Below are 25,342 nucleotides of genomic sequence, written 5' to 3'. Positions count from 1 at the left end.
CCCCCTCGGTCCCCGCCGGCCGGCGGGGACCGTGTCACTCGCCGGGGTGGGCGAGCTCGATGTCGTGTCCGTCGACTCCCTGGCCTGCGACGGTCAGCGAGCCCGCGACCGGCGGGTAGCCGGTCGCGATGACCGTGTAGTCGCCCGCGTTCAGGTCGGCGAAGGCGTAGGCGCCGTCGTCGCCCGTGGTGGACGTGGCGACCACATTGCCCGCCGCGTCGACCAGCGTGACCCGCGCGTCGGGCAGCGGGCGGCGGTCGGCGCCCGCCCGTACGGTGCCCCGCACCAGCGCGCCGGACTGGAGCACGGCCTCGATCCTGGTCACGCCCTGGCCGCCGATCTCCACCGGGAGGGCGAGCGGCCGGAAGCCGGACGCGTTGACGGCGACGGTCACCGAGCCGGGCACCAGCTCCCCGAAGGCGAACGCGCCCTGCGCGTCGGACCTGCCGGTGGCGAGGACGTCGCCGCGGATGTCGGTGACGATCACCATGGCGTCGGGCAGGGGCGTGCCCGCCTCTGCCGCGCGGACGAGGCCCGCGAGTCCGCTCGTACCGGAGAGCAGGATGTCGTACGGCAGCGGTTCCTCGCCGACGACGACGGTGGACGCCTGCGGCTGGAAGCCGTCGGCCGATGCGATCAGTACGTAGCTGCCGGGCCCGGGGGCGTCCACGGCGTACACGCCGTCGGGGCGCGCGACCGAGCGGCCGAGCTGGCGTCCGGCCAGCGAGATCAGCGTGACGGCCGCGCCGGGCACCGCCGCGCCCTCGGCGCTGCGTACCAGGCCGTGCACGGGCGTGCCGTCGGGCAGCGGCGGGACACCCGCGCCGGTGAACGCCCCGGCGGCGGCCGCGGTGCCGGCGGCGGGCGGCAGGTCGTAGGTGGCGGTGTCCTCGGGCGCCTGTGCCTGCGCGGAGCCGGCCGCCGCTGGCTCCTGCGGGTTCTGCGACGGGTCGCCGACTGCGCGTGTCCTCAACGGGACCTCCTTGATGAACCAGGTGACAACGAACGCGACGAACGCACACGGGGCCGCGTAGAGGAAGACGTCGCCGACGCCATGACCGTATGCGACCTCCATGACGTGCCGCAGCGGCGCGGGCATGGAGCCCAGGTCAGGAATTGTCCCGCCGCTGTCGCCCGCCTTGGCGGCCAGGGCCCTGCCCTGCGGTCCGAGCGCGGTGAGGCCGTCCCTGAGGTAGTCACCTACCCGGTTGCTGAGGATCGAGCCCAGAACCGAGACGCCGATCGCGCCGCCGAGGGAGCGGAAGAAGGTGACGGTGGAGCTGGCCGACCCGAGGTCGCGCGCCTGCACCTGATTCTGCGTGCACAGCACCAGGTTCTGCATCATCATGCCGATGCCGAGGCCCATGGCGGCCATGAAGAACGCCATGTGCCAGTACGGGGTGTCGTAGCGGATGGTGCCGAGCAGTCCGAGGCCGCCGGTGAGCAGGAAGCCGCCGGTGACGAGCCAGGCCTTCCAGCGCCCCGTGCGGGTGATGACCTGGCCGGCGACGGTCGAGGCCACGAAGAGGCCGCCGATCATCGGGATGGTCATGACGCCGGACATCGTCGGGCTCTTGCCGCGCGCGAGCTGGAAGTACTGGCTGAAGAAGACCGTGCCGGTGAACATCGAGACACCGACGAACAGCGAGGCGAGCGACGCCAGGGTGATGGTCCTGTTGCGGAACAGCCGCAGCGGGATGATCGGTTCTGCGGCTTTCGCCTCGACCAGCAGGAAGATCAGGCCGAGCGCGATCGAGCCGCCGACCATCGCGTAGGTCTGCCAGGAGATCCAGTCGTACTTGTCGCCCGCGAAGGTGACCCAGATCAGCAGCAGCGAGGCGGCGGCGCTGATGAAGAACGCGCCGGCCCAGTCGACCTTGACCTTCCGCTTCACCAGCGGCAGGTGCAGCGTCTTCTGGAGGACGATCAGCGCGATGACCGCGAAGGGGACGCCGACGTAGAAGCACCAGCGCCAGCCGAGCCAGGAGGTGTCGGTGATGACGCCGCCGAGCAGCGGGCCGCCGACGGTGGCGACGGCGAAGACCGCGCCGAGGTAGCCGCTGTACCTGCCCCGCTCGCGCGGGGAGATCATCGCGGCCAGGATGATCTGTGCCAGGGCCGAGAGGCCGCCGACGCCGATGCCCTGGACGACGCGCACCGCGATCAGCATCTCGGAGTTGACCGAGAGGCCGGCGACGATCGAGCCGAGGACGTAGATGCTCAGGGCTATCTGGACCAGCAGCTTCTTGCTGAACAGGTCGGACAGCTTGCCCCACAGGGGCGTGGTCGCCGTCATCGCGAGCAGCGAGGCGGTCACGACCCAGGTGTAGGCGCTCTGCCCGCCGCCCAGGTCGGAGATGATGTGCGGCAGGGCGTTCGTCACGACCGTCGAGGAGAGGATCGCGACGAACAGGCCGAGCAGCAGGCCGGAGAGCGCCTGCATGATCTCGCGGTGTGTCATCGGCGCGCCGGTGCCGGCGGAGGCGGGGGCCGGCTCGCCGCCGTGCCTGGCGTGGCCGCCCCGCACACCGGTGGGGGTGGATGTAGCCATCTGGTCTGGTTCCTTGTCGTACGGGTGTGAGGGGTGTGATCCACGGGGCCCGCGGGGCCCAGGGGGCTCGCGGGGCTCGCGCGCCGGCTAGGGGGTCTGCTGCGGAACGCCGCCCGCGTGGGGCCGGTGCCCGGGGAGCGGCTGGTCGCCGTGGGCTGTCCTGCAGTCCCCGAAGTCGGCGCGCAGCCGCCCGAGCATGGTCGTGAGCGAGTCGATGTCCTCGTCCGTCCAGCTCGCCAGCGTGCTGGCGATCATCTCGACGGCCCGGTCACCGAGCGTCGCGATCATGTCGCGGCCCGCGGGGGTCAGCCGCAGCAGCCGCGACCTGCCGTCCGCGGGGTCGGGCAGCCGTTCGAGCCAGCCGTGCTGGGCGGCGTGCGCCACATGCCTGCTGGTCACCGACACGTCGACGGCGAGCAGCTCGGAGAGCCGGCTCATCCGCATCTCGCCGTGGGCGTTGAGCAGGGACAGCACGGCCGCGGGGCCGCCGGGGCACTCGGTGGGCAGCGAACGGGTCAGCGCCCGTTTGACCGCGCCGAGCGCCGTGATGTGGCGAGCCAGTTCCACGTACCGGCTCTGTGTGGCCATGGGCCCCTCCCGACAGTTCGTTGCTTAGGGCAACCATAAACCTGTTGGTTGCCGCAGGCAAATGAAAGGCTACGAGATCCATTATGAAAAAACAAAATCTTCACATCAGAATGATCAATAAGCTTGCGCATGCGGGTGACCGCACACTCATTCACGGTGAAACTGTGCCCCCTGTGTGCGCGGGCTGTGTGCGCACGCGAGGGACCGGGCCTTCCGCGCAGGTGAGGCCCGGTGGCACGCGCGGAGGCTGCGGACAAAACCCGCGAGAAACGTGAATGACCCCGACAGCCCTTTCCGGGCCCGGGGTTGGGCGGCACCCGCGTGTTCGCTAGGGTCTCGCCTCATGGCACACAACCCTCAGGGCCCTCAGGGCACACCTGGCAACCCCGACCCCGCGGGCAGCACCCAGATGTTCCGCGCCTTCGTCGACGAGGGCGAGCCGCAGCGGCAGCCCGCGGCCGTCCGGCAGAGCGGTGGCCCGAAGGCGGGCGTGATCGTCGCCGTCGTGCTGGTCGTCGTCGTCCTGGCCGTCGTGGCCTGGCTGGCCTTCGCCTGACGCTCCGTCGGCAGCGCCCTGCGGCCCGCCGGGGGCGCTCGCGGCGGGCACGCCGCATCCGCGCGCCGCGGCAGTCGGCCGCCGCGGTGCGCGCGGCCGCATGGTGATGCGTCGCCTCGGCCGGGACACCGGCGGTCGCCGTCGCCGGTGTGCCCGGTATCACTCCCGCCCGGCCCCCGCCGGGGGGTCAGTCCGCGATGAGGCCCTCGCGCAGCTGCGCGAGCGTGCGGGTCAGCAGCCGGGAGACGTGCATCTGGGAGATGCCGACCTCCTCGCCGATCTGCGACTGCGTCATGTTCGCGAAGAAGCGGAGCATGATGATCTGCCGCTCGCGCGGCGGCAGCTTCGCCAGCAGCGGCTTCAGCGACTCCCGGTACTCCACGCCTTCGAGCGCGAGGTCCTCGTAGCCGAGCCGGTCGGCGAGCGAGCCCTCGCCGCCGTCGTCCTCGGGCGAGGGCGAGTCGAGCGACGACGCCGTGTACGCGTTGCCCACCGCGAGCCCGTCGACCACGTCCTCCTCTGACACGCCAAGCACGGCGGCGAGTTCGGGCACGGTCGGGGAGCGGTCCAGCTTCTGCGAGAGGTCGTCGCTCGCCTTGGTCAGCGCGAGCCGCAGCTCCTGGAGGCGGCGCGGCACGCGCACCGACCACGAGGTGTCACGGAAGAAGCGCTTGATCTCGCCCACGACCGTCGGCATCGCGAACGTCGGGAACTCCACGCCGCGTTCGCAATCGAAACGGTCGATGGCCTTGATCAGACCGATCGTGCCGACCTGGACGATGTCCTCCATGGGCTCGTTGCGACTGCGGAATCGAGCCGCCGCGTACCGCACGAGCGGGAGGTTCAGCTCGATGAGGGTGTCGCGCACATAGGTGCGTTCCGGACTTTCCACCCCCTCGGGGCCCTGTGCGTCCAGCGCGGCGAGCCGCAGGAACAGGGAGCGGGAGAGCGTGCGGGTATCGATGGCCTCCGGCTGGGACGGCACCGGCGGCTGGGCCACCACGGTGTCGAGAGCGTCGGGCGCGGGAGCGCTCTTGGTGAGCGTGAGCACCTTAGGGCTGCCCTGTTCTGCGGACATGCCACCCCCTTGAGGTCGCGGACGGTCGCGCTGGGCGTTCTCTTCGACGAACGCAGCCTCCACCTGAATACCGGCGGCGGAGCCGAGCCAAACGCGGTACCCGCAGAATGTCACATGTCGGCAACACGCTGTAGTGACATGTCGACATGTGAGAAGGGGCCAACCGCTGGAAAACGGCCATCTGGAGCCGCCGGGGCGGGAGATGACGCGAAATCAGGATCTACCCGCGGGGGTTAGGCCTCGATCCGATTTGCGGATCGAAGGCGTGCAAAGCTTCGGGCAAGAAGTCTTGACACATGCATCTGCGAGACGCCGAGCTCCTGGCTGATCTGCGACTGCGTCAGATTGCTGTAGTAGCGGAGCATCAGGATCCGCTGCTCGCGTTCGGGCAGCTGTACGAGCAGATGCCGTACGAGGTCCCGGTGTTCGACCCCGGCGAGCGCGGGGTCCTCGTACCCGAGCCGGTCGAGCAGCCCGGGCAGCCCGTCGCCCTCCTGGGCGGCCTCGAGCGAGGTCGCGTGGTAGGAGCGGCCCGCCTCGATGCAGGCGAGCACCTCCTCCTCGGAGATCTTCAGCCGCTCGGCGATCTCGGCGGTCGTGGGGGAGCGCCCGTGCGCGGTCGTCAGGTCCTCGGTGGCGCCGGTGACCTGCACCCACAGCTCGTGCAGCCGGCGCGGCACATGCACGGTCCGCACGTTGTCCCTGAAGTAGCGCTTGATCTCGCCGACGACGGTCGGCATGGCGAACGTCGGGAACTGCACGCCCCGGTCGGGATCGAACCGGTCGATCGCGTTGATCAGGCCGATCGTGCCGACCTGGACCACGTCCTCCATGGGCTCGTTGCGGCTGCGGAAGCGGGCCGCCGCGTACCGCACGAGCGGGAGGTTGGCCTCGATCAGGGCGGCGCGCACCCTGCGGTGCGCCTCGCTGCCGGGTTCGAGCGTCTTCAGCTCGGCGAAGAGGACCTGGGTGAGGGCGCGGGTGTCGGCGGCCCTGCTCTGGTTCTCCGTCGGTGCCCTGGCCGGCTCCGCCGCGGGGGCCCGGTCCGGCTCTGCGGGCCCCGCCGGGCGGCCGGGGGCGCTCCGGGCGTCCGCGGCGGAGGGGCCCTGTGGCGGCGCTTGAGGCGTTGTACTGGCCGACACGTCACGCCACCCCTCGTCAACTGCGGTCAACTCATCGGTCAAAAGCGGTCATAGCATCACAAGACATGTGCACTATGCGCAAGCACCCGATAACTCCGTGTTGACGATCATCTGTCCCTTAAACACCAAATGCCCCACATCATCCCGATGTGGGGCATGGGTCCGGCCGGCTCGGAGCGGGGGGCCGGCCGGTTCAGAACGGGTAGTCGGCGATCACCCAGGTGGCGAACTCGCGCCAGAGGGCGACGCCTGCCACGTGCGCGGGGTGGTCGGCGTAGCGGCGCAGCGCCTCCGGGTCGGCCACGGAGGCGTTGATGGCGTAGTCGTAGGCGTTGTCCCTGCCGCTCACATTGCGGGCGAACTCCCAGGACTCGATCTCGGGCACCTGCCCGCCGAGCTCCTGGAACGCGCGGACGCCCGCGCGTACCCGCTCGTCGTCGTGGGAGACACCCTCGTTCAGCTTGAACAGGACCAGATGGCGGATCACGGCGCACTCACTCCCGGGGGGACGTGCCGCGCTCGCGGGCCCGTGGCTACTGGATCAGCTGCGTGAAGAACTGCCCGACGCCCTGCGCGGCGTTGGATATCCCCTCGAACCCTACTTGCACCAGGTCGGCAGCGCGGGCCGGGGACGTGATGATCGTATAGAGGACGAAGACGACTATCGCGTAGAGGATGACCTTCCGTGCGGTCGCCATCGGCCCTCGCCCTCCCGCCGGCTGACTCTCGGTCCACTGCCGGTCCCCGGGGCGGGGCCGTGTGCAGTAGCCGTGAGTTTAACCATACGAACGCCGGTTTCCGGTGAGGGACCGGTGTGGACCGGGCGCAGCGCGCGGGGGTGGTCGGCGGCGGGTGGAGGTGACGGCGCGTCACCGTGCGGGGGCACCTGGCCGGATGGGCGGTGTCAACCTCCGACGGCACGTCACCTGCCGTGCATTCGTACGGGTGGGCCTCCCGTGCGGATGCGCGGGGCGCGCGGGCGCGGCCCGGGGGCGCACTTCTGGCATATGCCCAACGACGTGCGTCGATTACGTGTAGTCATCGATTGACTGCGGAGCGTGAGATGCTGGGGGCATCTGCCGGTTGACGGCAGAAGTTATGTCGGACGGCAACTTTTTCCGCCGTCAATACCTGTTGAGTGACCGCTCACGGAAGGCTGATGACGTGGCCACGCTGGCTCCTTACTCCGACCCCCATGATCTCGCGTCCGGCTCCGCGGCCCCGCCGCCCCGGGCGCCCGGCGGCCTTCCGGGGCTCGGCCATCTGATCCCGCTGCTGCGCGACCCGCTGGCCTTCATCGAGTCGCTCGCCGGGGTCGGCGGCGTGGCCCGCGTCCAGCTGGGGCCGCGCTCGGTGTACGTGGTGACGGCGCCGGCCCTCGTCCATGAACTCCTGGTCTCCCACGCGCACGACGCCCCGCGCGGCGCCGTCCAGCAGACGCTGCGCGACGCCTTCGGCGACGGCCTGCTGATGTCCGAGGGCGCGGCGCACCGCAACCGCCGCAGGAGCATGCAGAGCGCCTTCACCAAGGGCAGGACCGCCGCCTACATGCCGGTGATCCAGGAGGTCGTGCGGGAACGTTCATCCCGTTGGGGGGACGGCCGCCCGGTCGATGTGGCCAAGGAGATGAACCACCTCGCGCTCGACGTCGTGACGAGGACGCTGTTCGGCGCCCGCCTCGACGACGGCCTCGCGGCGGCCTTCCACCGGGCGCTGCCCGACCTGGTGAAGGGCCAGATCTTCCACTCGCTCTACCCGCACCCCTCCTTCGCGCGGCTCCCGCTCCCCGTCAACCGGCGCTTCGACGAGGCGGTCCGGGTGATCAACCAGGTCGTGGACCGCGCCGTCGGCGAGCCCGCGCCAGGCGGCGACGACACGCTGCTCGCGCTGCTGCGCTCGGCCACCGACCCGGCCACCGGCGAGCCGCTCACCGAGGACGACGTGCGGTCCGAGGCCATCACCATGTTCGGCGCGGGCACCGAGACCGCCTCCACCACCATGACCTGGCTGCTGCACGAACTCGTGCGCCACCCCGACGTGCTGGCCCGCGTGGTCGCCGAGCTCGACGGGCACCTCGGCGACCCGGCGGGCGCCGCCGCCGACGTGCTGACGCCCGAGACCTTCGAGCACCTCCCGTACACCCGCGACACCCTGCGGGAGCTGCTGCGGCTGCACACGCCCAACGCCTTCCTGATGCGCACCGCGGCCAAGGACCTGGCGCTCGGCGCGTACCGGATCCCGGCGGGCAGCGAGCTCCTCTTCAGCCTCACCGCCCTCCACCGCCACCCCGCGTTCTTCCCCGACCCGCACACCTTCGACCCGGACCGCTGGAGCGCCGACGAGCGGTCCTGCGGGGCGGCGCGGCGTGCCGCCATGCCGTTCGGCGCGGGCAAGCACAAGTGCGTCGGCGAGGACCTGGCCTGGGCGGAGATCGGCGTGCTCGCCGCGACGCTGCTGCGCGCCTACCGCCTCGTGCCCGTGCCGGGCTCGGCGGCCAGGGAGGTCGTCTGGACGACCGTCCAGGCGCAGGGCCTCACCGTCAGGTTCGCCCCGCGCACCGCGCCGGAGGAAACCCGATGATGATGGCCGGAGCGGTCGGGCGCCCGGTGACGGAGGCCCACGCCGCCTGGCTGCTGCGCCAGGGCCTCCTGCCGCAGCGCGCGCTCGCCCGCTACGAGGCGTACGCGCTGCCCGACCTGATCGCCCACGCCTACCCGCGGGTCGCGGGCGAGGCGCGTGGCCTGCTGGTGGACACCCTCGGCTGGTTCACCATCCTCGACGACCACTTCGACGGCCCGGCGGGCCGCGACCTGCGCGGCAGCCGCGACCTGGTGCGGCGGCTGCTGGACACCCTGGAGGACCCCGACGACGACCAGGGCGTGCGCCCGCCCGTGCGCCGGGGCCCGCACCCGGCAGGCCCCGAGCAGGACCGGCGGCCCGGGCCCTGCCCGGGCGGCGACACCGACCGCGGCAGGGCGCGCGACCGGCCCCCGACCGCGGACCGCGAGCGCGACCGGCCGGGCAACCGCGGCAGGGACCGGCACCCCGGGCGGTATCTGGAGCGGCCCCCGTACCCGGAGCGCGGCGCGGCGCAGGACCGTGCGCCCGAGGCCCCGGCGCCCGGCGCCCCCGCCTGCCTGCTGTCCGCCTGGCAGGACCTGTGGCGGCGGCAGTGCGCCGGCATGCCGGAGGCGTGGGCCCGCAGGGCGGGGCGCGACTGGGCGCGCTGCCTGACGACGTTCGTCACCGAGGCCCAGCACCGCGCGGCGGCGACCCTGCCGACGGTGCGCCAGGCCGTGCACCTGCGCCGTCACGCCAGCTGCCTGTACCCCTTCATGAACATGCTGGAGCGGGTGCGGGGCGAGGCGCTCGACGAGGCGCTGCACGCGGAGCGCGAGATGCGGCTGCTGCGCGCGCACGTCGCCGACACCGCGACGCTCATCAACGACCTGTACTCGCTCGATCGCGAGGAACGGCACGCCTCGCCGTTCAACATGATCGTCATCCTGGGGCGCGAACAGCGCCTGAGCAGGGCCGCGGCCGTCGAGGCCGTACGCGCCGAGGTCGACCGCCTCGGCGTACGGAGCGACACCCTCCGCGCATCCCTCGCGGCCCGCCACCCCGAGGCCGCCTGGTACGTGCGCGAGACCCGCACCCTCGTCGAGGGCGTAAGGCGCTGGAGCAGCACGACGGACCGCTACACGGACACGAGCCTCTAGCCCGTGTCCGTCAAGTCCGTGAACTTTTCCGCCGGGGCCCGCATCGCACGTGGTGTAGACAGAAAGCGACAGATCTCGTGACGGACGGGTGGCAGGACATGGCGAAGAACCTGAGGCGGGCACGGACGGCGGCGCGGGGCACCCGTTCCCCGCGCGCACGCCTGGCCGTGGGCGCGCTGGCACTGGTGGCGTCCGGCGCGGTCCTCGCGGGCTGCGGCAGCGGCGACCCCGCGTCGCCGCAGAAGGTGGCGGGCACCGCGGGCCCGGCGACGGACGGCGTCAGCCCCTCGCGGTCCGCGGACGGCTCCACCGCGCCGAGCGGCGGCGCCTCGTCCCCCGGCACGGCACAGCAGCACTCCAGCGCGCCCAGCGGCCAGGCGTCGAAGCCGTCGGGCGGCCGGTCCACGGACGGGGGCGGCACCTCGAACGCCACCCCGGCGGGCAGCACCCGCTGCCACACCTCGGACCTCAAGGCGTCCGTCGGCAGCAACGACCCGGGCGCGGGCCAGGAGAACTTCGCGCTGGTGCTGACCAACACGTCGGGCCGCACCTGCACGGTCTACGGCTTCCCCGGCTTCGCGTTCGTCGACGGCTCGGGCAAGCAGGTCTCCTCAGACCCGCAGCGCGAGGGCGGCAGCCAGAAGAAGGCCGTCTCGCTCGCCCCCGGAAGCAGCGCCTGGGCGACGCTGCGCTTCCCCAACCCGGACATGGTCGGCGGCGCGAAGGTCACCCCCGCGGCCGTGGAGATCACCCCGCCCGACGAGAAGGCGTCCCTGAAGGCCGCCTGGTCGGGCGGCCCGGTGAGCGCGAACCCGCCCTCGGCGGCCGCGACGATCGTCGGCACGTTCCAGCCGGGCACCGGCGGCTGAGGCGCACGGGCCCCGGGCGACCGGCGCGGGCCCCGGCCGCACCGACCGTGCGGCCGGGGCCCGCGTGCGTGCGTCGGCCTCCGCGCGTGCGCCTCAGAGCGAGGCGCCCTCGGTGAGCAGGCCCTCGATCCCGATGCGCCGGACGAACTCGGCGCGCCCCCGGTCGTAGACGGCGGAGACGACCTCGCTGCCGTCCCTGCTGGGGTCGCCGTCGAGCGCCTCGGCCCGCGGCGCGTTGCGCCGCGCCGTCGCCCGCATGCCCGCGTAGACGGTGTGCCCCCGCGCGGGCGAGGGCCCGCGCGGTCGGGTCGCCGAAGCCGCTCGACGCCGCGGTGACGGCGACGACCTGGCGCCCAGGAGCGCCGGCGTTGGAGCTCATGCCAGGCCCCCGTTGGTGAACAGCACCTGGCCGTTGACCCAGCGGGCCGGCCCGGCGAGGAAGGCGACCGTCTCGGCGATGTCCTCCGGCCTGCCGAGCCGCTCCAGCGGGACCGCGTCGGCCAGGCCGTCGATCGTCTGCTGGTCCTTGCCGTCGAGGAACAGCGGGGTGGCGGTCGGCCCGGGGGCGACGGCATTGACGGTGATGTCCCTGCCGCGCAGCTCGCGGGCGAGGACCAGGGACATGCTCTCGACGGCCGCCTTGCTCGCGACGTACCCGGCGTAGGAGGGGAACTTCGTCCGGGTGACGGAGGTGGAGAAGTTGATGATCGCGCCGCCGCTGCGCACCCTGCGCGCGGCCTGCTGGGAGACGACGAAGGTGCCGCGGATGTTGGTGCGGTGCATCCGGTCGAGGTCGTCCAGGTCGATCTCGGCGACCGGGGCGAGGACCATGATCCCCGCCGTGTTGACGACCACGTCGACGCCGCCGAACGCCCCCTCGACGGCGTCGAAGGCGGCCCCCATGGCGGCCTCGTCCGCGACGTCGCCGCCCACGGCGAGCGCACGCCCGCCGCCCGCCGCGATCCTCTCGACGACTTCTTCCGCCCGTGCCCTGTTGCCCGCGTAGTGGACGCCGACGGCGAAGCCGTCGCGGGCGAGCCGCTCGGCCGAGGCCCGGCCGATGCCGCCGGAACCGCCGGTGACGAGGGCGACGCGGGGGCTGGTGGTGGTGCTGGTCATGACGGATCGTTCCCTTCGAGGGCTGTGGTGTCCTGTGCGGTGCCGGTGCCGGTGCCGGTGTCCCCGCTCCCGCCGAGCCGGGCCAGCCACTCCTGGAGCAGTGCGGTCTCGGCGGCCGTGAGGGCGGTCGGCGGTGCCGCGCGCAGCTGCGCGGCGAGTGCGATGGAGGTGGCGGGCGCCCCCTCGGGCCCGCGCCGCGCGGCCCCGGCCGCCGCCGGTGCGGTGACCGCGGCGAGCACGGCGTCGCGCACCCGGCCGGAGAAGGCCGGGTCGCTGTTGATGTCCGGCCGGTAGAGCAGGGAGAGGGCCACGCCCGCGTTGGCGGACATGATCATCTGTGCGGCGAGCGGCACCGGCAGGCTCAGCAGCCCGGCCGCGGCGACGCGCTCGACCACGGCCGTCAGCATCCGGTGCGCCTCCTCGGCGGCGGCCGGCCTGCTGCTGAGCAGCGGGGAGTACATGAGCTTGTAGTGGTTCGGGTGCGAGAGCGCGAAGGCGACATGGGCGTCCCAGCCGTCCCGCACGTCCCGCACCGGGTCGCCCGAGGGCACCGCGGCCCGCTTGGACGCGAGGTACTGCTCGAAACCGAAGTCGACGACCGCGGCGAGCAGGGCGTCCTTGTCGCCGAAGTGCCGGTAGAGCGTCGGCAGTCCGACCCCGGCCGCCTCGCACACGGTGCGGGTGGAGATGTCGCCGGTCGGCGACTCGGCGAGCAGCGCGGCCGCCGACTCCAGAATCCTCGTTTTCGCGTTCACGTAAACGACGATACAGCTTTGCTAGCGATGTTTCCAATAGAACGTGTACGCCGTTTTCGCGGGACGCTTTTCCGTGCGGACGCGCGGCCGCAGCCCCGGCGGCGCGGCCCCGGCCCCGGCTTCGGCTTCGGCTTCGGCCCGGCCCCGGCTTCGGCGCGGCCCGGCTCAGCCGCCGAAGTCCAGGACCAGCCGGCCGCGCACCCCGCCTGCCGCCAGCCTGCGGTGGGCCTCGGCCGCCCGCGCGGGCGGCAGCGTCGCCGCCACCCGGAGGGTGAGCGCCCCGCGCTCGGCCAGCACGCGCAGGCCGTCGAGCCCCGCCGCGACCTCGGGATACGAGCTGACCAGCACGGTGTGCAGGGTGATGCCCCGCCCGGGGCTCCCGTCCCAGTAGCGGAAGGTGGCCATCCCGCCGCCGTCCCGCACGGCCGCGGTGACCTGCTCGTTCTGCGCCGCGCAGTCGGCGAGCCCGGCCACGCCGCCCCCCGCGGCCTCCCGCATCGCCCGCGCCACCCCGGGGCCGCGCGGCACGACGCGGTGCGCGCCGAGACCCCGTACGAGCTCCTCGTCTGCGGCCGAGGCGTCGGCGACGACCCGCAGCCCGGCCGCCACGGCCAGCTGGACGGCATAGCCGCCGACGGCGCCGGCCGCTCCGGTCACGCCGAGGGTCTCGCCGGGCGCGAGGCCCAGCTGGTCGAGCGCCATCCGCGCGGTGAGGCCGTTCATCGGCAGGGTCGCGGCGCCGGGGAAGCCTGCCCCCGCAGGGACCGCGGCGGCGGCGTCCTCGGACACCACGACCTGCTCCGCGTAGGCGCCGTGCGCGCCCCGCGGCACGACGAAGACCATCACGGCGTCGCCCACCTGCCAGCGGGTCGCGCCGGGCCCCGTCTCGTCGACCACGCCCGCGGCCTCCATGCCGGGCACCAGCGGGAACGGCGGCTCCTCGCCCGGCGCGGCGAACAGGCCCGTGCGCACCGCGGTGTCGGGGGCGTTCACGGCCGCCGCCCGCACCCTGACCCGTATCTCGCCCGGCCCGGCGTGCGGCGCGGGAAGCTCGACCTGCTCCAGCACCTCGGGACCGCCGAACCGGTGGAGAGCGACTGCTTTCATCTGGCTGCCTCCTGTGCTCACCGGTGTGCCCGCGCGGGGGCGCACCCGGGCCCGGGGAGCTGGCCCACCCGCCGATCGTGCTGGTATGACACCGGTGTGAAGGCAAGCCGGGCGCAGGGGCGCGGCTGCCGAAGGGAGGCGCGGTGCGGATCGGGGAGCTGGCGGCGGCCACCGGCGTGCCGGCGCGCCTGCTGCGCTACTACGAGGAGCAGGGCCTGCTCGAACCCGGGCGCACGGCGAGCGGCTACCGCGCGTACGAGGCGTCCGCGGTGGTGCGGGTGCGGCAGATCCGCGGCCTGCTCGACGCGGGCCTGCCCACGCGCATCATCCGCGCCGTCCTGCCGGTCGTCGACCGGAGCCCCGACGGCCAGGCACGGCCCGCGGAACTGCCGCGCGAGGTGGTCGCGCTGCTGGAGCAGGAGGCCGTGAGGCTGCGCGAGCGGGTGGCCAGGACGAGCCGCGACCTGGAGTCGATCGAGCTGGCCCTGCGGTACGTGCCGCCTCGCACGGACCCGTGAGCGCGCCGCGCCCGGCGCCCGCGCTCGGTTCGCCGCCGCAGTCGCGGGCAGCGTGGCGAGGTCGACGACGAAGCGGTAGCGCACGTCGCCCCGGGCCGGCCGATCCAGGGCCTCGTTGACGCGGTCGGCGGAGACGGTCTCGGTCTCCGCCTCGATGCCGTGCTCCGCGCGGCTCCCCCGCCGAGGTGAAGCCCCGCCTCCTGGGCAGTCTGGGCGCCCACCTGCCCGCCGGGCCCGCCGCACCGGCCGCGGCGTCCCAGTAGGCCACGGGCGCCTGAGCCCCGCGGGACGCGCGCGGCCCGCCCGGCGTGCGGGGTATGCGGCGGTGCGCGCAAAAAACCCTCCTGACCGCGTTTTCCGCGGATCAGGAGGGTTCGAGAGCGGTAGCGGAGGGATTTGAACCCTCGGTGAGTTTCCCCACACTCGCTTTCGAGGCGAGCTCCTTCGGCCGCTCGGACACGCTACCGGGAGAGATCCTAGCCCACGGTCGGCCCAGTTCAGAAATCCGTGTCAGGGGCCGGGGTTCCGGGGGCGCGGTGCGCCGCGAAGAAGGAGCGCAGCCGGGCGGCGCACACGTCGGCGAGCACCCCGCCGATCACCTCGGGCCTGTGGTTGAGGCGCCGGTCGCGTACGACGTCCCACAGCGAGCCCGCCGCACCCGCCTTCTCGTCCCGTGCGCCGTAGACCACCCGGTCGACCCTGGCCTGCACCAGGGCGCCCGCGCACATCGTGCAGGGCTCCAGGGTGACGACGAGCGTGCAGCCCGTCAGCCGCCACTCGCCGAGGCGCGCGGCTGCGGCGCGCAGCGCGAGCACCTCGGCGTGGGCGGTCGGGTCGCCGGTCGCCTCGCGTTCGTTGTGGCCGGTGGCGAGCAGCGCCCCGGTGGGGGACAGGACGAGGGCGCCCACGGGCACGTCGCCCGCGGCCGCCGTCCGCTCCGCCTCGGCCAGGGCCCGGCGCATCCACTGCTGCCACGGGGCGCGCACCGGATCGGCCGGTACGCCCCGGCCGTCCGGTCCGCCCGCTGCCACTAGCGCACGGCCTCCAGCACCTCGGATGCGCCGAGCGCGTCGGCGATCTCCGCCATCGCCTCGGTCTCCACGGCGAGCAGCTCGCGCTCGGAGAAGCCGAAGTCGTCCAGGATCTGCCGGTCGCCGAGCGGGCCCGCCGGGTGGTCGCCCCGGCCTCCCGCTTCCGCGCCCGGTTCCTCCGTGTCGTCCGTGTCGGCTTCGAAGTCGTCCTCGCCGTCCTCGGTCCCGTCGAGATCCAGCGTGTCGAGGTCGGCGGCGGCGTCGTCCTCGTCGCCGCCGGTCAGTTCGTCGACGAGGATCTCCCCGTACGAGGAGCGCGTGGCGGCCGCCGCATCCGAGACATAGATGCGGGGGTCGTCCTCGCCGTCCACCCGCACGATGCCGAACCAGGCGTCCTCCTGCTCGATGAAGACGAGGACCGTGTCCTCGTCCACCGACGCCTCGCGGGCCAGGTCGGTCAGGTCTGCGAGGGTTTCCACGTCGTCGAGGTCTGTGTCGCTCGCTTCCCACCCGTCTTCGGTGCGCGCGAGCAGTGCGGCGAAGTACACCGTGACTCTCCCACTGGTCAGAGGTGTGACGATCGGGCGGTGCGCTGCGCTGTGCCCCGTCCACTCGGAATCGTGGCAGAAACCAGCGCTTCGCGAGAGGTCTTCCGCCGTTGCGTCGTGCGCACATTTTATTCGCCGTGCTCGCGCCACCCCCGCGCGGGCCACCCCGCGGCGGCCGTCCCGGCACGCCGCCGCCGGGCGCGCGGGGCCGCAACGCCCGAGGTCACCACCGGAACGAGCGCATCCGCAGCTGGCGCCGCAGCCGCGCGGCCCGCGCGTGCTGGGGCCGTACGCGCTCCCGCAGCGCCTTGGCCTCGGCCAGCTCGCGCAGGAACTGGGCGCGCCTGCGGCGCCGGGCCGCGTCGTCCGCGCGGCCCGCGTCCTCGTGACCTTCCTCTGCTTCCTCCGCCATCGGTGCCACCTCCCGCGTGTAGGGACCGCGCCGGGGCTGCACGGTCGTGCCCCGCCCTTCTCGTTCCCGCCGCAGGTGGGGAGGGCGCGGGCGGTCGCTGCTGCGCGTAGCGCCTTGGCCTCCGGTTACCCTCTTCGGCATGCGGATTCACGTCGTCGACCACCCGCTGGTGGCGCACAAACTCACCACACTGCGCGACCGGCGCACCGACTCGGCCACCTTCAGGCGCCTCGCCGACGAGCTGGTCACCCTGCTCGCCTACGAGGCCACGCGGGACGTGCGGACCGAGCAGGTCGACATCGAGACGCCGGTCACGACGACGACCGGCGTCAAGCTGTCGTACCCGCGGCCCCTCGTCGTGCCGATCCTGCGGGCGGGCGTGGGCATGCTCGACGGCATGATCCGGCTGCTGCCGAGCGCCGAGGTCGGCTTCATCGGGATGGTCCGCGACGAGGAGACCCTCACGGCGTCCACGTACGCGAACCGGCTGCCCGCCGACCTCTCCGGCCGGCAGGTGTACGTCGTCGACCCGATGCTCGCGACCGGCGGCACGCTGGTCGCGGCGATCCGCGAGCTGATCGGGCGCGGCGCGGACGACGTCACCGCTGTGGTGCTGCTGGCCGCGCCCGAGGGCGTGGAGACGATGGAACGCGAGCTGGCGGGCGCGCCGGTGACGGTGGTCGCGGCGGCGGTGGACGAGCGGCTCAACGAGAACGGCTACATCGTGCCGGGCCTCGGCGACGCGGGCGACCGGCTCTACGGCACCTCGGGCTGAGCGCCGGGCACGTGCGGCCCGGTGGCCGGCAGGGGGCTCAGTGGTGGGCGGCCGGCTCCGCGCCCGCCTTCGCCGCCGGCTTCCCGCTGCCCTGGGCGCAGCCGGGCCGCGGCGCGGGCTTGGCGAGCGAGGCGAGCTCGGTGTCCGCGGTCTTCTGCACCGTCAGTGCGTGGAACCCGGTGCCGATGATCAGGTCGACGTCCTTGCCTGTGCGCCCGTCGGTCGTGGTCCTGGCGCCTTCGAGCTGCGTGCCGAGGACGCTGAGCGTGCCGTGGGGCGCGGCGGACCCGCCGAGCAGGACACCGGTTCCCGGCACCTTCTTGTCGTACTGCGCCGACGCGTTGCCCACCGTGCCGACCCGGAAGCCGCGCTTCTTCAGCTCGTCGGCGGTCTGCTGGGCGAGACCGCTGCGCGGGGTCGCGTTGTAGACGTTGACGGTGATCTGACCCGGCTTCGGCAGCGCCGCGGGCGCGGCGGACGGCTTGCAGGAGGGCCGGTCCGAGGCGACGGCCTTGTCGGCGTCGCCCGAGAAGACATGGATGAGCTGCTGGGTCCCCCAGCCGACGAGCCCGAGGACGGCCACGGCGAGCACCGCGATGAAGGCTGTCCTGCCACGGCGGCGGGGACGGCGCATGCGGGGGTACTTGTCGCCCGTGATGCGGTACTTCCCGCCGAGCCCAGGGGGAGTGAGCATGCTCATGAACGCAGCGTAGTGCGCGCCCCGAGTGATTCCTACTAAACGATCAGCGGATCGCGCGGGCGGCCCAGCGATTCGCCCCGAAAGGCCCAGCGGGCGTGCCCGGGGCCCGCCGGGTCAGCCCGTTTCGAGCTCCAGGACGCGGGCGTGCAGGACCTGGCGCTGCTGGAGCGCGGCGCGCACCGCCCGGTGCAGCCCGTCCTCCAGATAGAGGTCGCCCTGCCACTTCACGACATGGGCGAACAGGTCGCCGTAGAAGGTCGAGTCCTCGGCGAGCAGCGTCTCCAGGTCCAGCTGGCCCTTGGTGGTCACGAGCTGGTCGAGGCGGACCGGGCGCGGCGCGACATCCGCCCACTGCCGGACCGACTCCCGGCCGTGAGCAGGGTACGGCCGCCCGTTTCCGATGCGCTTGAAGATCACACGGAAAGCCTACCGGGCGCGCCCTGTTGGGCGCAGCCCGCGCGGTGGGGGGCAAAGGCGGCAATTCCTGCCCAAGGGGGAGGGAAAATGAGCGGAACTGTTCCCTCCGGTGAACTGCCGACCACTCCCGGTGCGGACCGGCGGTGCGGGGGTGCGGGGGTGCGGGGGCGCCGAGCCGGCTCACGCCACCCCCTGCAGATCGTGCGCGTACGTGCCGACGGCGTGCGCGATCACGTCGACGTTGGTGTCGAGCGCGGCCAGGTCGACCCGGGACAGGTCGTCGCACGCGCGGTGGTAGCAGGGGTCGTACGCGACGCCCGCGCGCCCGCCGTACTCCTCGGCCTCCTCCCGGGTCTTGACCCCCTCGGCACCGGTGAAGACGCCGCCCGCGGGGACGCCCGCCGCCAGGAAGGGCACATAGTCGGAGCGGCCGTCGAACTCCGCCGCCTGGTGCGGCAGATGCCGGCTGTCGAGGTAGTCGGCGAACCCCTTCTCCAGCCCCGCCGAGCCGGCCGGGAGCGCGCCGGGGCCGCCGGGCGCGGAGCCGTCGCCGTCGTAGACCAGCTCCGCGTGGTTGGGCGAGGCGATCATGTCGAAGTTCAGATACAGCGCGACAGACCGCAGCTGTGCGGCTGTCAGATGCCTGACGTACGCCGTCGAGCCGAGCAGCCCCTCCTCCTCGGCCGACCACCATGCGAACCTGACCCGGTGCCCGAGCCGGTCGCCGCTGTGCGCGAGGGCGAGCGCCACGTCGAGCAGGCCCGCGGCGCCCGAGCCGTTGTCGTTGATCCCCGGGCCCCGGGGGACCGAGTCGAGATGGGCGCCGAGCACGGCCGTGTGCCCCGCGTCCCCGCCGGGCGTCTCGGCGATCACATTGCGCGTGGTGCGGCGCTCGCGCACCTCCCGCAGGCCGAGCGTGGCGGTCACCGCGCCCCCGCCCTGCCGGGCCGCGGCCGCCGCCTGCCGGGCCAGCCGCTCGCCGTCGCGCCCGGTGAGCCCGCCGACCGGTACCACCGCCGCCGACGAGCGGCTCTCCCCCGGGCCCCTGCCGCCCGCGCCGCCGTAGGCGAGGACGGCGACCGCGCCCGCGGCCGCCGCCGCGCGCGCCTTGGCCGCGATGCCGCAGCCGCCGCGCTCCACCAGCGCGATCGCGCCCCGGTACCTGCCGGGCCGCGGCCTCCCGTAGTCGGCGGCCGCGCACCCCGGGGCCGCGCCCGCAGGAAGCGCCGCCACCCGGCCGGTGACGCCGCGCGCGGCGCCGCCGCCGGGGAGCGGCGCGGTCTCCCGCAGGGGCCTGACGGGGACGGTACGGCCGCGGACGGTGAGCGTGCGCGGGGCCGCTGCGGCGAACGGGAAGGAGAACGTCTCGTACGCGACGCGGTAGCCGGCGGCCTTCAGCACGTCGTGCACGTACGCCGCCGACCTGTCGTACCCCGGCGTCCCCGCGGCCCTGGTGCCGCCCGACGCGTCCGCTGTCCGCTGGAACTCCCTGAGGTGCCGCAGCGCACCGGCAGCCGTCGCCGCGCGCACCAGGTGCCGGGAGAGCCGCGCCGCCGCCCGCGCCTGCGCGTCCGGCGTGTCCGCCGCGGCGGCGGGCAGCGCGGACGCCAGCAGGGCGAGCAGCGCGGCCACCGCCGCGACCAGGACCGCGGGACGGGCGCGCCGTGCCGCCCTCACGGCGCCTCCTCCTCGGGGGCCTCCTTCTCCGGGGCCGCGGCCTTCGCCGCCCGCTTCGCCTCCTGCTTGAAGGCGCGCACCTTCGCCAGCGACTCGGGGCCGGTGATGTCGGCCGCAGAGCGGTACGCGCCCTCGTCCCCGTAGTGGCCCGCCGCCTCCCGCCAGCCCGGCGGCCGCACCCCGAGCCGCTTGCCGAGCAGGGCCAGGAAGATCTGCGCCTTCTGTCTGCCGAACCCGGGCAGCGCGTTCAGCCGGCGCAGCGCGTCGGCGCCCGACGACGCCCCCTCCCACACCGCCGCCGCGTCCCCTTCGTACGTCTCCACCAGGTACTGGCACAGCTGCTGCACGCGCTGCGCCATCGACGCGGGGTAGCGGTGCACCGCGGGCTTCTCGGTGAACAGCGCGGTGAACGCCTCGGGCTCGTACGCGGCGATCTCCCGGGCGTCCAGGTCGTCGGTGCCCATCCGCGCGGCCAGCGTGTACGGGCCTGTGAAGGCCCACTCCATGGGGATGCGCTGGTCGAGCAGCATGCCCACGAGCGCGGCGAGCGGGCTGCGGGCCAGCAGCTCGTCCGCCTGCGGGTGCTGTGCGATCCGGAGGGTGCGCCTGGTGTCGCTCATGCACGCCATCGTCGCCCGTTCCTGCGCGGCGCGCAGAAATTAATCCACAGGTTCGATGTGCTGATATGACTGTTTCGGGCCACGGATGGCGTACCCGCGCGAAGGGTAATGCTGAGCCGACCGGGGGGCACGGCGAAAGGGGGCGGTTTCTGCTGTCCAGGCATTCCCGCACCCCGTCCGACCAGCCCTTTCCGGCGCAGCACGATCCCTTCCGAGAATCGCCGAGCACCATGGGGAAAGGCCGCGCACCCGTGACACAGCCTTTTGAACTGCCGGATTTCTACATGCCGTATCCGGCCCGGCTCAATCCGCATCTGGAGGAGGCGAGGGAGCACAGCAGACACTGGGCCAGGGAGATGGGGATGCTGGAGGGCTCCGGCATCTGGGAGGAGAGCGACCTGGAGGCCCACGACTACGGCCTGCTGTGCTCGTACACCCACCCCGACTGCGACGGATCCGCGCTCTGCCTGGTCACCGACTGGTACGTGTGGGTCTTCTTCTTCGACGACCACTTCCTCGAGGCGTTCAAGCGCGACCGGGACCGTGAGGGCGGCAAGGCGTATCTGGACCGGCTGCCCGCCTTCATGCCGATGGACCTGGCCGACGGGTTCCCCGAGCCGGCCAACCCCGTCGAGGCGGGCCTCGCCGACCTGTGGGCCCGTACGGTCCCCGGCATGTCGCGGGAGTGGCGGCGCAGGTTCGCCACCAGCACGGAGAACCTCCTCAACGAGTCCCTGTGGGAGCTGTCCAACATCGACGCGGACCGGATCGCCAACCCGGTCGAGTACATCGAGATGCGCCGCAAGGTCGGCGGCGCCCCCTGGTCCGCCGGCCTCGTGGAGTACGCGGTCGGCGCCGAGGTCCCCGCGGAGCTGGCCCCCACCCGGCCCCTGCTGGTGCTGCGCGACACCTTCTCCGACGCGGTCCACCTGCGCAACGACCTCTTCTCCTACCAGCGCGAGGTCGAGGAGGAGGGCGAGCTGAGCAACGGCGTGCTGGTCCTTGAGACCTTCCTCGGCTGCACGACGCAGGAGGCCGCGGACGCGGTCAACGACCTGCTGACGTCGAGGCTCCAGCAGTTCGACAACACCGCGCTGACCGAACTCGCCCCGCTGTTCGCCGAGAAGGGCACCACGCCGAAGGGGATCGCCGACACCCTCGCCTACGTCAAGGGCCTCCAGGACTGGCAGTCGGGCGGCCACGAGTGGCACATGCGCTCCAGCCGCTACATGAACGGCGGCGGCCCGCAGGACGCCCCGCCGCCGCTGCCGGGCGGCGGCCTCACCGGGCTGTACGGCGCCCGCTTCGCGATGACGCCCGCGGGGCTCGGCACGGCCGCTTCCGCCTTCCTGAAGTCGCTGACCGCGGGCGGCGCCGCCCGGCTGCGCAGCCACGCCCATGTGCCGTTCCAGGAGACGGGGCCCTCGGTCGTGCCCGACCTCGGCATGCCGTTCGAGCCCGGCCTCAGCCCCCACCTCGACGCGGCACGCGAGCACGTCGTGGAGTGGGCGCACCGCATGGGCATCCTCGTGCCGCAGCCCGGCGTCCCCTGCTCGGGTGTCTGGGACGAGCGGCGGCTGCGCCGCATCGACCTGCCGCTGTGCGCGGCGGGCATCCACCCCGACGCCACCCCCGAGGGGCTCGACCTCACCTCGGCGTGGCTCGCGTGGGGCACGTACGGCGACGACTACTACCCGGTGGTGTACGGCACGACCCGCGACCTCGCGGGCGCGAAGGCGTGCAACGAGCGGCTGCGGCTGTTCATGCCGCTCGACATGGCGCAGGTGCCGCCCCCGGCGAACGCGCTGGAGCGCGGCCTCGACGACCTGTGGACGCGCACGGCCGGCCCGATGGCGGACCGGGGCAGGCGCGCCTTCCGCAAGGCCGTCGACGACATGGTCGACAGCTGGCTGTGGGAGCTGGCCAATCAGGCGCAGAACCGCATCCCCGACCCGGTCGACTACACCGAGATGCGGCGCAGGACGTTCGGGTCCGACCTGACGATGAGCCTGTGCAGGATTGGCCTCGGCGACACGGTCCCGCGCGAGGTGCTGGACAGCGGGCCCGTGCAGGCGCTCCAGAACGCGGCGCAGGACTACGCGTGCCTGCTCAACGACGTGTTCTCGTACCAGAAGGAGATCCAGTACGAGGGCGAGGTGCACAACGGGATCCTCGTCGTGCAGAACTTCTTCGCCTGCGACTACCCGGCCGCCCTGCGCATCGTGGTCGATCTGATGCACGCCAGGATGCGGCAGTTCCAGCATCTGGTGGCGCACGAACTGCCCGTGGTGTGCGAGGACTTCGCGCTGGACGGCGAGGCGAGGGCCGCGCTCGGCGGCTATGTGCGGGAGCTGGAGAACTGGCTCTCCGGCATCCTCGTCTGGCACGAGGGCTGCCACCGCTACCGGGAGGCCGACCTGATCGAGGACCGGCCGGAGCCGCGCTGGCTGCCACCGACCCTCACGGGCCCCGGCACGGCGGCCGCCCGCCTCGGCGCGGCATGACCCCCGTGGGTCCAGGACCGCGCTGACCGGGACCCGCGCGCCCGCGTAGGCGCCCCGCGCAGGGGTGGGCGGGCCGTGCGGGATCAGGCAGGGGCACGCGAGGGCCCGGCCGTGCGGGGTGCGCACACCCTCATGCCACCGGGCCCTCGCGCATGCCCGTCAGGCCTTCGCGAGGTACGCGCGGATCTCGGCGGCCGAGGCGGGCCCGGCCTCCTGCCCGGCGAAGGGCTGCGAGGGGTCCTTCGCGTACGGCGGCCCGTACGCGGGCGTGCCCGACTGGAAGCGCCTGCCCTCGGCCAGCGCGCCCGCGTCCACCGCGTCGTAGCCGAGGTGGTCGAGCAGCTCGGTGGCCCGGCGCTTGGCCTCCGCGTCGTCGCCCGCGATGGGCAGCGCCGTGCGGTCGGGCGCGCCCGCCGGCCTGGCCAGCGCCCCCAGGTGCTTGAAGAAGATGTTGTTGAACGCCTTGACGACGTGCGCCGAGTCGCCGAGGAAGTCCTGGAGCAGCCCGCTGCTGGTCGTGGAGCCGTCGTCCAGGGCCTCGATGTGCCCGTCGCGCTCCGGGTAGTAGTTGTTGGTGTCGAGGACCGTCCGCCCGGCGAGCGCCTCGCGCGGCAGCTGCGTGTACGCCTTGAGCGGCACGCTCACCACCACCCAGTCGCCCGCGGCCGCCGCCTCGGCCGGAGTCGCGGCCCGCGCCCGCGGCCCGAGCTCCGCCGCCAGGTCGGCCAGGGTCTCCGGTCCCCTGGAGTTGCTGATCACCACATCGAGTCCGCCGTCCACCGCGAGCCGCGCGAGCGTGCCGCCGATGTGCCCACTGCCGATGAGTCCCAAAGTAGCCATGCCCGCCCAACCCGCCCACCACCCCCGTTGTTCCCGTCCCCCGACCCAGCGCCGCCCCAGCGCCGACCCGCCACCCGCTCGGCGGCACGGCGGCCGGCGAGCGGTGATGTTTCACGTGGAACGGGGCGGCGGGGTGCGGGGGTCAGCCGCCGACCACCATCCAGCCGAGGACGCTCGTCGACTGGAGGTAGACGAGTACGCAGAGCAGCGCCATCAGCGCGGCGCTCCAGCCGAACACCCGGCGGAACAGGGTGCCTTCCGCGCCCACCGTGCCGACGGCCGCCGTGCCGATCGCCAGGTTCTGCGGGGAGATCATCTTGGCCAGCACGCCGCCCGTGGTGTTGGCGGCGCCGAACAGGATCGGCGAGGCGCCCAGCTGGTGCGCGGCCGTGAGCTGGAGGCCGCCGAAGAGGGCGTCGGAGCCCGCGTCCGTGCCCGTCACGGCCACCCCGAACCAGCCGACCAGCGGGGAGAGGAACGCGAAGGCCGCGCCGGTCTGCGCGAGCCACAGGCCGAGCGTGGTGATCTGGCCGGACAGGTTCATCACGTACGACAGCGCGAAGACGCAGAGCACGGTGAAGATCGCCCAGCCGAACTGGCGGATCGTCGACCCGTACACGCGCAGCGCCTTCAGCGGGCTCAGGCGCAGGACGAGCGCGGTGAGGACGCCGGAGACGAAGAGGAGCGTGCCCGCGGTGGAGGCCCAGGGCACGGAGAAGAACGTCGAGACGGGCGCGCCGTCGGCGGTGGTGATGTGGGCGAGGCCGGGCCACTGGAAGCCGGCGGTGCCCCGGGCGAGCCACCCCTTGACCGGGTCGATCTGCGCCAGCGAGAACAGCACCACCACGATCACGTACGGGGCGAACGCCACCAGCACGTCCCGCCGCCCGTCGCCGCCCTCCGGACGGCCCGCGCGCCGCTCGGCGACGGGGTCGTGGTCCACCGCGCCGCCCGCGATCACCGGCGGGGTGCCGGGCGCGGGGGCGCTGCCGCCGTCCGCGGGCTGCCAGACGCGGTTGAGCGCCACGACGGCCCCGGCGGAGACCAGCGCGGCGAAGATGTCGCAGAGCTTGTAGTCCCAGTAGTTCGCCAGCGCGAACTGCGTACCGCAGAAGGTGGCGCCCGCGGTCAGCGCGGCGGGCCAGACCTGCCGGAGCGCGCGGGGCCCGTCGGCGACGGCGACGAGCAGGAACGGGACGAGGAAGGCGAGCACGGGCGCCTGGCGCCCCGTCATGGCGCCGAAGTCGTCTGCGTTCAGATGGGTGACCGAGCCGAGGATGGTGATCGGGTTGCCCATCCCGCCGAAGGCGACCGGCGCGGTGTCCGCGAGCAGCGCGATCACGGCGGCCTTGAGCGGCGGGAAGCCCGCGGCGATCAGCATCACGGAGCAGATCGCGATCGGGGAACCGCCGCCCGCCAGTGCCTCCATCAGCGCGCCGAAGGAGAACGCGATCACGATCGCCTGGATGCGCCGGTCGTCGCTGATCGCGGCGAAGGCCCTGCGCAACACGGCGAAGTGGCCCGTCTCCACGGTCAGGTTGTAGATCCAGATGGCGTTGAAGGTGATCCACAGGACCGTCAGCACGCTGTTGGCCGCGCCGTAGCCCGCCGCGTCGAAGGTCAGGCCGGCCGGCATGCCGTAGGCGAACAGCGCGACGGCGAGCGAGACGCCGAGCGCGGCGAGCCCCGCCCACTGGGCCTTGAGCCGGAAGACGCCGAGGAGGACGAGGACCGTCAGCAGGGGGACCGCGGCGATCAGAGCGGACCAGCCGACCGACGCGAGGGGAAGGTTCTGGGTGTAGTGCATGAGGGTGCG

General features: G+C 73.5%; 26 protein-coding genes and 1 tRNA gene. 7 read left to right on the top strand and 20 right to left on the bottom strand.

The window, feature by feature from the left end:
- Positions 1-34: 34 nt before the first annotated feature.
- Positions 35-2,551: an MFS transporter gene (locus AB0910_RS24310; RefSeq protein ID WP_366746743.1), complete on the bottom strand. Its 2,517-nt coding sequence runs from the start codon at positions 2,549-2,551 to the stop codon at positions 35-37.
- A gap of 87 nt (positions 2,552-2,638) precedes the next feature.
- Positions 2,639-3,139: a MarR family winged helix-turn-helix transcriptional regulator gene (locus AB0910_RS24305; RefSeq protein ID WP_366746742.1), complete on the bottom strand. Its 501-nt coding sequence runs from the start codon at positions 3,137-3,139 to the stop codon at positions 2,639-2,641.
- A 343-nt stretch (positions 3,140-3,482) separates the two neighbouring features.
- Between AB0910_RS24305 and AB0910_RS24300 the strand changes: the two genes are divergently transcribed.
- Positions 3,483-3,695 carry a hypothetical protein gene (locus AB0910_RS24300; protein ID WP_366746741.1) on the top strand — a complete coding sequence of 71 codons (213 nt, stop codon included), beginning with the start codon at positions 3,483-3,485 and terminating at the stop codon, positions 3,693-3,695.
- Positions 3,696-3,882: 187 nt separating this feature from the next.
- Here AB0910_RS24300 and AB0910_RS24295 read toward each other — a convergent pair whose 3' ends face one another.
- From AB0910_RS24295 to AB0910_RS24280, 4 genes are all read right to left on the bottom strand, one after another.
- Positions 3,883-4,773 (bottom strand): RNA polymerase sigma factor SigF, encoded by an 891-nt coding sequence (locus AB0910_RS24295; protein ID WP_366746740.1) that lies wholly within the window; start codon positions 4,771-4,773, stop codon positions 3,883-3,885.
- Positions 4,774-5,006: 233 nt separating this feature from the next.
- Positions 5,007-5,915, bottom strand: a complete 909-nt coding sequence (locus AB0910_RS24290) for an RNA polymerase sigma factor SigF (protein ID WP_366746739.1) — start codon at positions 5,913-5,915, stop codon at positions 5,007-5,009.
- A 193-nt stretch (positions 5,916-6,108) separates the two neighbouring features.
- Complete coding sequence (locus AB0910_RS24285; RefSeq protein ID WP_366746738.1) at positions 6,109-6,402, bottom strand: Dabb family protein; 294 nt, start codon at positions 6,400-6,402, stop codon at positions 6,109-6,111.
- 46 nt (positions 6,403-6,448) lie between these two features.
- Complete coding sequence (locus AB0910_RS24280; RefSeq protein WP_345648620.1) at positions 6,449-6,613, bottom strand: hypothetical protein; 165 nt, start codon at positions 6,611-6,613, stop codon at positions 6,449-6,451.
- Between the two features lie 466 nt (positions 6,614-7,079).
- On the opposite strand from AB0910_RS24280, the gene AB0910_RS24275 reads away from it, so the two are divergent.
- From AB0910_RS24275 to AB0910_RS24265, 3 genes are all read left to right on the top strand, one after another.
- Positions 7,080-8,495, top strand: a complete 1,416-nt coding sequence (locus AB0910_RS24275) for a cytochrome P450 (RefSeq protein WP_366746737.1) — start codon at positions 7,080-7,082, stop codon at positions 8,493-8,495.
- Complete coding sequence (locus AB0910_RS24270) at positions 8,492-9,634, top strand: hypothetical protein (protein WP_366746736.1); 1,143 nt, start codon at positions 8,492-8,494, stop codon at positions 9,632-9,634. Before AB0910_RS24275 ends, AB0910_RS24270 begins: the two co-directional genes overlap by 4 nt.
- A 98-nt stretch (positions 9,635-9,732) precedes the next feature.
- Entirely contained in the window at positions 9,733-10,503 is a 771-nt protein-coding gene (locus AB0910_RS24265) for a DUF4232 domain-containing protein (protein ID WP_366746735.1), read from the top strand.
- A gap of 93 nt (positions 10,504-10,596) precedes the next feature.
- Here the strand turns inward: AB0910_RS24265 and AB0910_RS24260 are convergent, their stop codons facing one another.
- The 4 genes from AB0910_RS24260 to AB0910_RS24245 form a co-directional block, all read right to left on the bottom strand.
- Positions 10,597-10,761 (bottom strand): hypothetical protein, encoded by a 165-nt coding sequence (locus AB0910_RS24260; protein ID WP_366746734.1) that lies wholly within the window; start codon positions 10,759-10,761, stop codon positions 10,597-10,599.
- Positions 10,762-10,878: 117 nt separating this feature from the next.
- The gene (locus AB0910_RS24255; RefSeq protein ID WP_366746733.1) at positions 10,879-11,622 is read right to left on the bottom strand and encodes an SDR family oxidoreductase; all 744 of its coding nucleotides are present in this window, start codon (positions 11,620-11,622) and stop codon (positions 10,879-10,881) included.
- Positions 11,619-12,377: a TetR/AcrR family transcriptional regulator gene (locus AB0910_RS24250; protein WP_366746732.1), complete on the bottom strand. Its 759-nt coding sequence runs from the start codon at positions 12,375-12,377 to the stop codon at positions 11,619-11,621. Before AB0910_RS24250 ends, AB0910_RS24255 begins: the two co-directional genes overlap by 4 nt.
- Before the next feature lie 165 nt (positions 12,378-12,542).
- Positions 12,543-13,484 carry an NADP-dependent oxidoreductase gene (locus tag AB0910_RS24245; protein ID WP_366746731.1) on the bottom strand — a complete coding sequence of 314 codons (942 nt, stop codon included), beginning with the start codon at positions 13,482-13,484 and terminating at the stop codon, positions 12,543-12,545.
- 143 nt (positions 13,485-13,627) lie between these two features.
- Here AB0910_RS24245 and AB0910_RS24240 point away from each other — a divergent pair, with 143 nt between their 5' ends.
- Positions 13,628-14,002, top strand: coding sequence for a MerR family transcriptional regulator (locus tag AB0910_RS24240; RefSeq protein WP_366746730.1), 375 nt, complete (start codon positions 13,628-13,630; stop codon positions 14,000-14,002).
- A gap of 381 nt (positions 14,003-14,383) precedes the next feature.
- Here AB0910_RS24240 and AB0910_RS24235 read toward each other — a convergent pair.
- The 4 genes from AB0910_RS24235 to AB0910_RS24220 form a co-directional block, all read right to left on the bottom strand.
- A tRNA-Ser gene (locus tag AB0910_RS24235) sits at positions 14,384-14,468 on the bottom strand.
- A 31-nt stretch (positions 14,469-14,499) separates the two neighbouring features.
- Positions 14,500-14,964, bottom strand: coding sequence for a tRNA adenosine(34) deaminase TadA (gene tadA, locus AB0910_RS24230; RefSeq protein ID WP_366746786.1), 465 nt, complete (start codon positions 14,962-14,964; stop codon positions 14,500-14,502).
- A 68-nt stretch (positions 14,965-15,032) separates the two neighbouring features.
- Positions 15,033-15,581, bottom strand: coding sequence for a hypothetical protein (locus tag AB0910_RS24225; protein WP_366746729.1), 549 nt, complete (start codon positions 15,579-15,581; stop codon positions 15,033-15,035).
- 223 nt (positions 15,582-15,804) lie between these two features.
- Entirely contained in the window at positions 15,805-15,993 is a 189-nt protein-coding gene (locus tag AB0910_RS24220) for a hypothetical protein (protein WP_366746728.1), read from the bottom strand.
- Between the two features lie 139 nt (positions 15,994-16,132).
- On the opposite strand from AB0910_RS24220, the gene upp reads away from it, so the two are divergent.
- On the top strand, positions 16,133-16,768 hold the full coding sequence (gene upp / locus AB0910_RS24215; protein ID WP_366746727.1) for a uracil phosphoribosyltransferase: 636 nt from the start codon (positions 16,133-16,135) through the stop codon (positions 16,766-16,768).
- A 37-nt stretch (positions 16,769-16,805) separates the two neighbouring features.
- On the opposite strand, the gene AB0910_RS24210 is transcribed toward upp, so the two are convergent.
- From AB0910_RS24210 to AB0910_RS24195, 4 genes are all read right to left on the bottom strand, one after another.
- Positions 16,806-17,468 carry a LytR C-terminal domain-containing protein gene (locus AB0910_RS24210; RefSeq protein WP_366746726.1) on the bottom strand — a complete coding sequence of 221 codons (663 nt, stop codon included), beginning with the start codon at positions 17,466-17,468 and terminating at the stop codon, positions 16,806-16,808.
- A gap of 114 nt (positions 17,469-17,582) precedes the next feature.
- On the bottom strand, positions 17,583-17,885 hold the full coding sequence (locus AB0910_RS24205) for a type II toxin-antitoxin system VapB family antitoxin (protein ID WP_235795497.1): 303 nt from the start codon (positions 17,883-17,885) through the stop codon (positions 17,583-17,585).
- Between the two features lie 180 nt (positions 17,886-18,065).
- On the bottom strand, positions 18,066-19,562 hold the full coding sequence (locus tag AB0910_RS24200) for a M28 family peptidase (protein WP_366746725.1): 1,497 nt from the start codon (positions 19,560-19,562) through the stop codon (positions 18,066-18,068).
- Positions 19,559-20,182 carry an HhH-GPD-type base excision DNA repair protein gene (locus AB0910_RS24195; RefSeq protein ID WP_366746724.1) on the bottom strand — a complete coding sequence of 208 codons (624 nt, stop codon included), beginning with the start codon at positions 20,180-20,182 and terminating at the stop codon, positions 19,559-19,561. The genes AB0910_RS24200 and AB0910_RS24195 overlap by 4 nt, the downstream gene beginning before the upstream one ends.
- Before the next feature lie 251 nt (positions 20,183-20,433).
- Here AB0910_RS24195 and AB0910_RS24190 point away from each other — a divergent pair, with 251 nt between their 5' ends.
- Entirely contained in the window at positions 20,434-22,686 is a 2,253-nt protein-coding gene (locus AB0910_RS24190) for a terpene synthase family protein (protein ID WP_366746723.1), read from the top strand.
- Between the two features lie 159 nt (positions 22,687-22,845).
- Here the strand turns inward: AB0910_RS24190 and AB0910_RS24185 are convergent, their stop codons facing one another.
- Entirely contained in the window at positions 22,846-23,526 is a 681-nt protein-coding gene (locus tag AB0910_RS24185) for an NAD(P)-binding domain-containing protein (RefSeq protein WP_366746722.1), read from the bottom strand.
- A 142-nt stretch (positions 23,527-23,668) separates the two neighbouring features.
- Positions 23,669-25,333, bottom strand: coding sequence for an L-lactate permease (locus tag AB0910_RS24180; RefSeq protein WP_366746785.1), 1,665 nt, complete (start codon positions 25,331-25,333; stop codon positions 23,669-23,671).
- Between the last annotated feature and the right edge of the window lie 9 nt (positions 25,334-25,342).

It is taken from the genome of Streptomyces sp. NPDC047002, from assembly GCF_040704505.1.
GTDB lineage: Bacteria > Actinomycetota > Actinomycetes > Streptomycetales > Streptomycetaceae > Streptomyces.
Note: the sequence above shows the minus strand (reverse complement) of the source record. Positions and strands in the feature narration are given on the sequence as shown.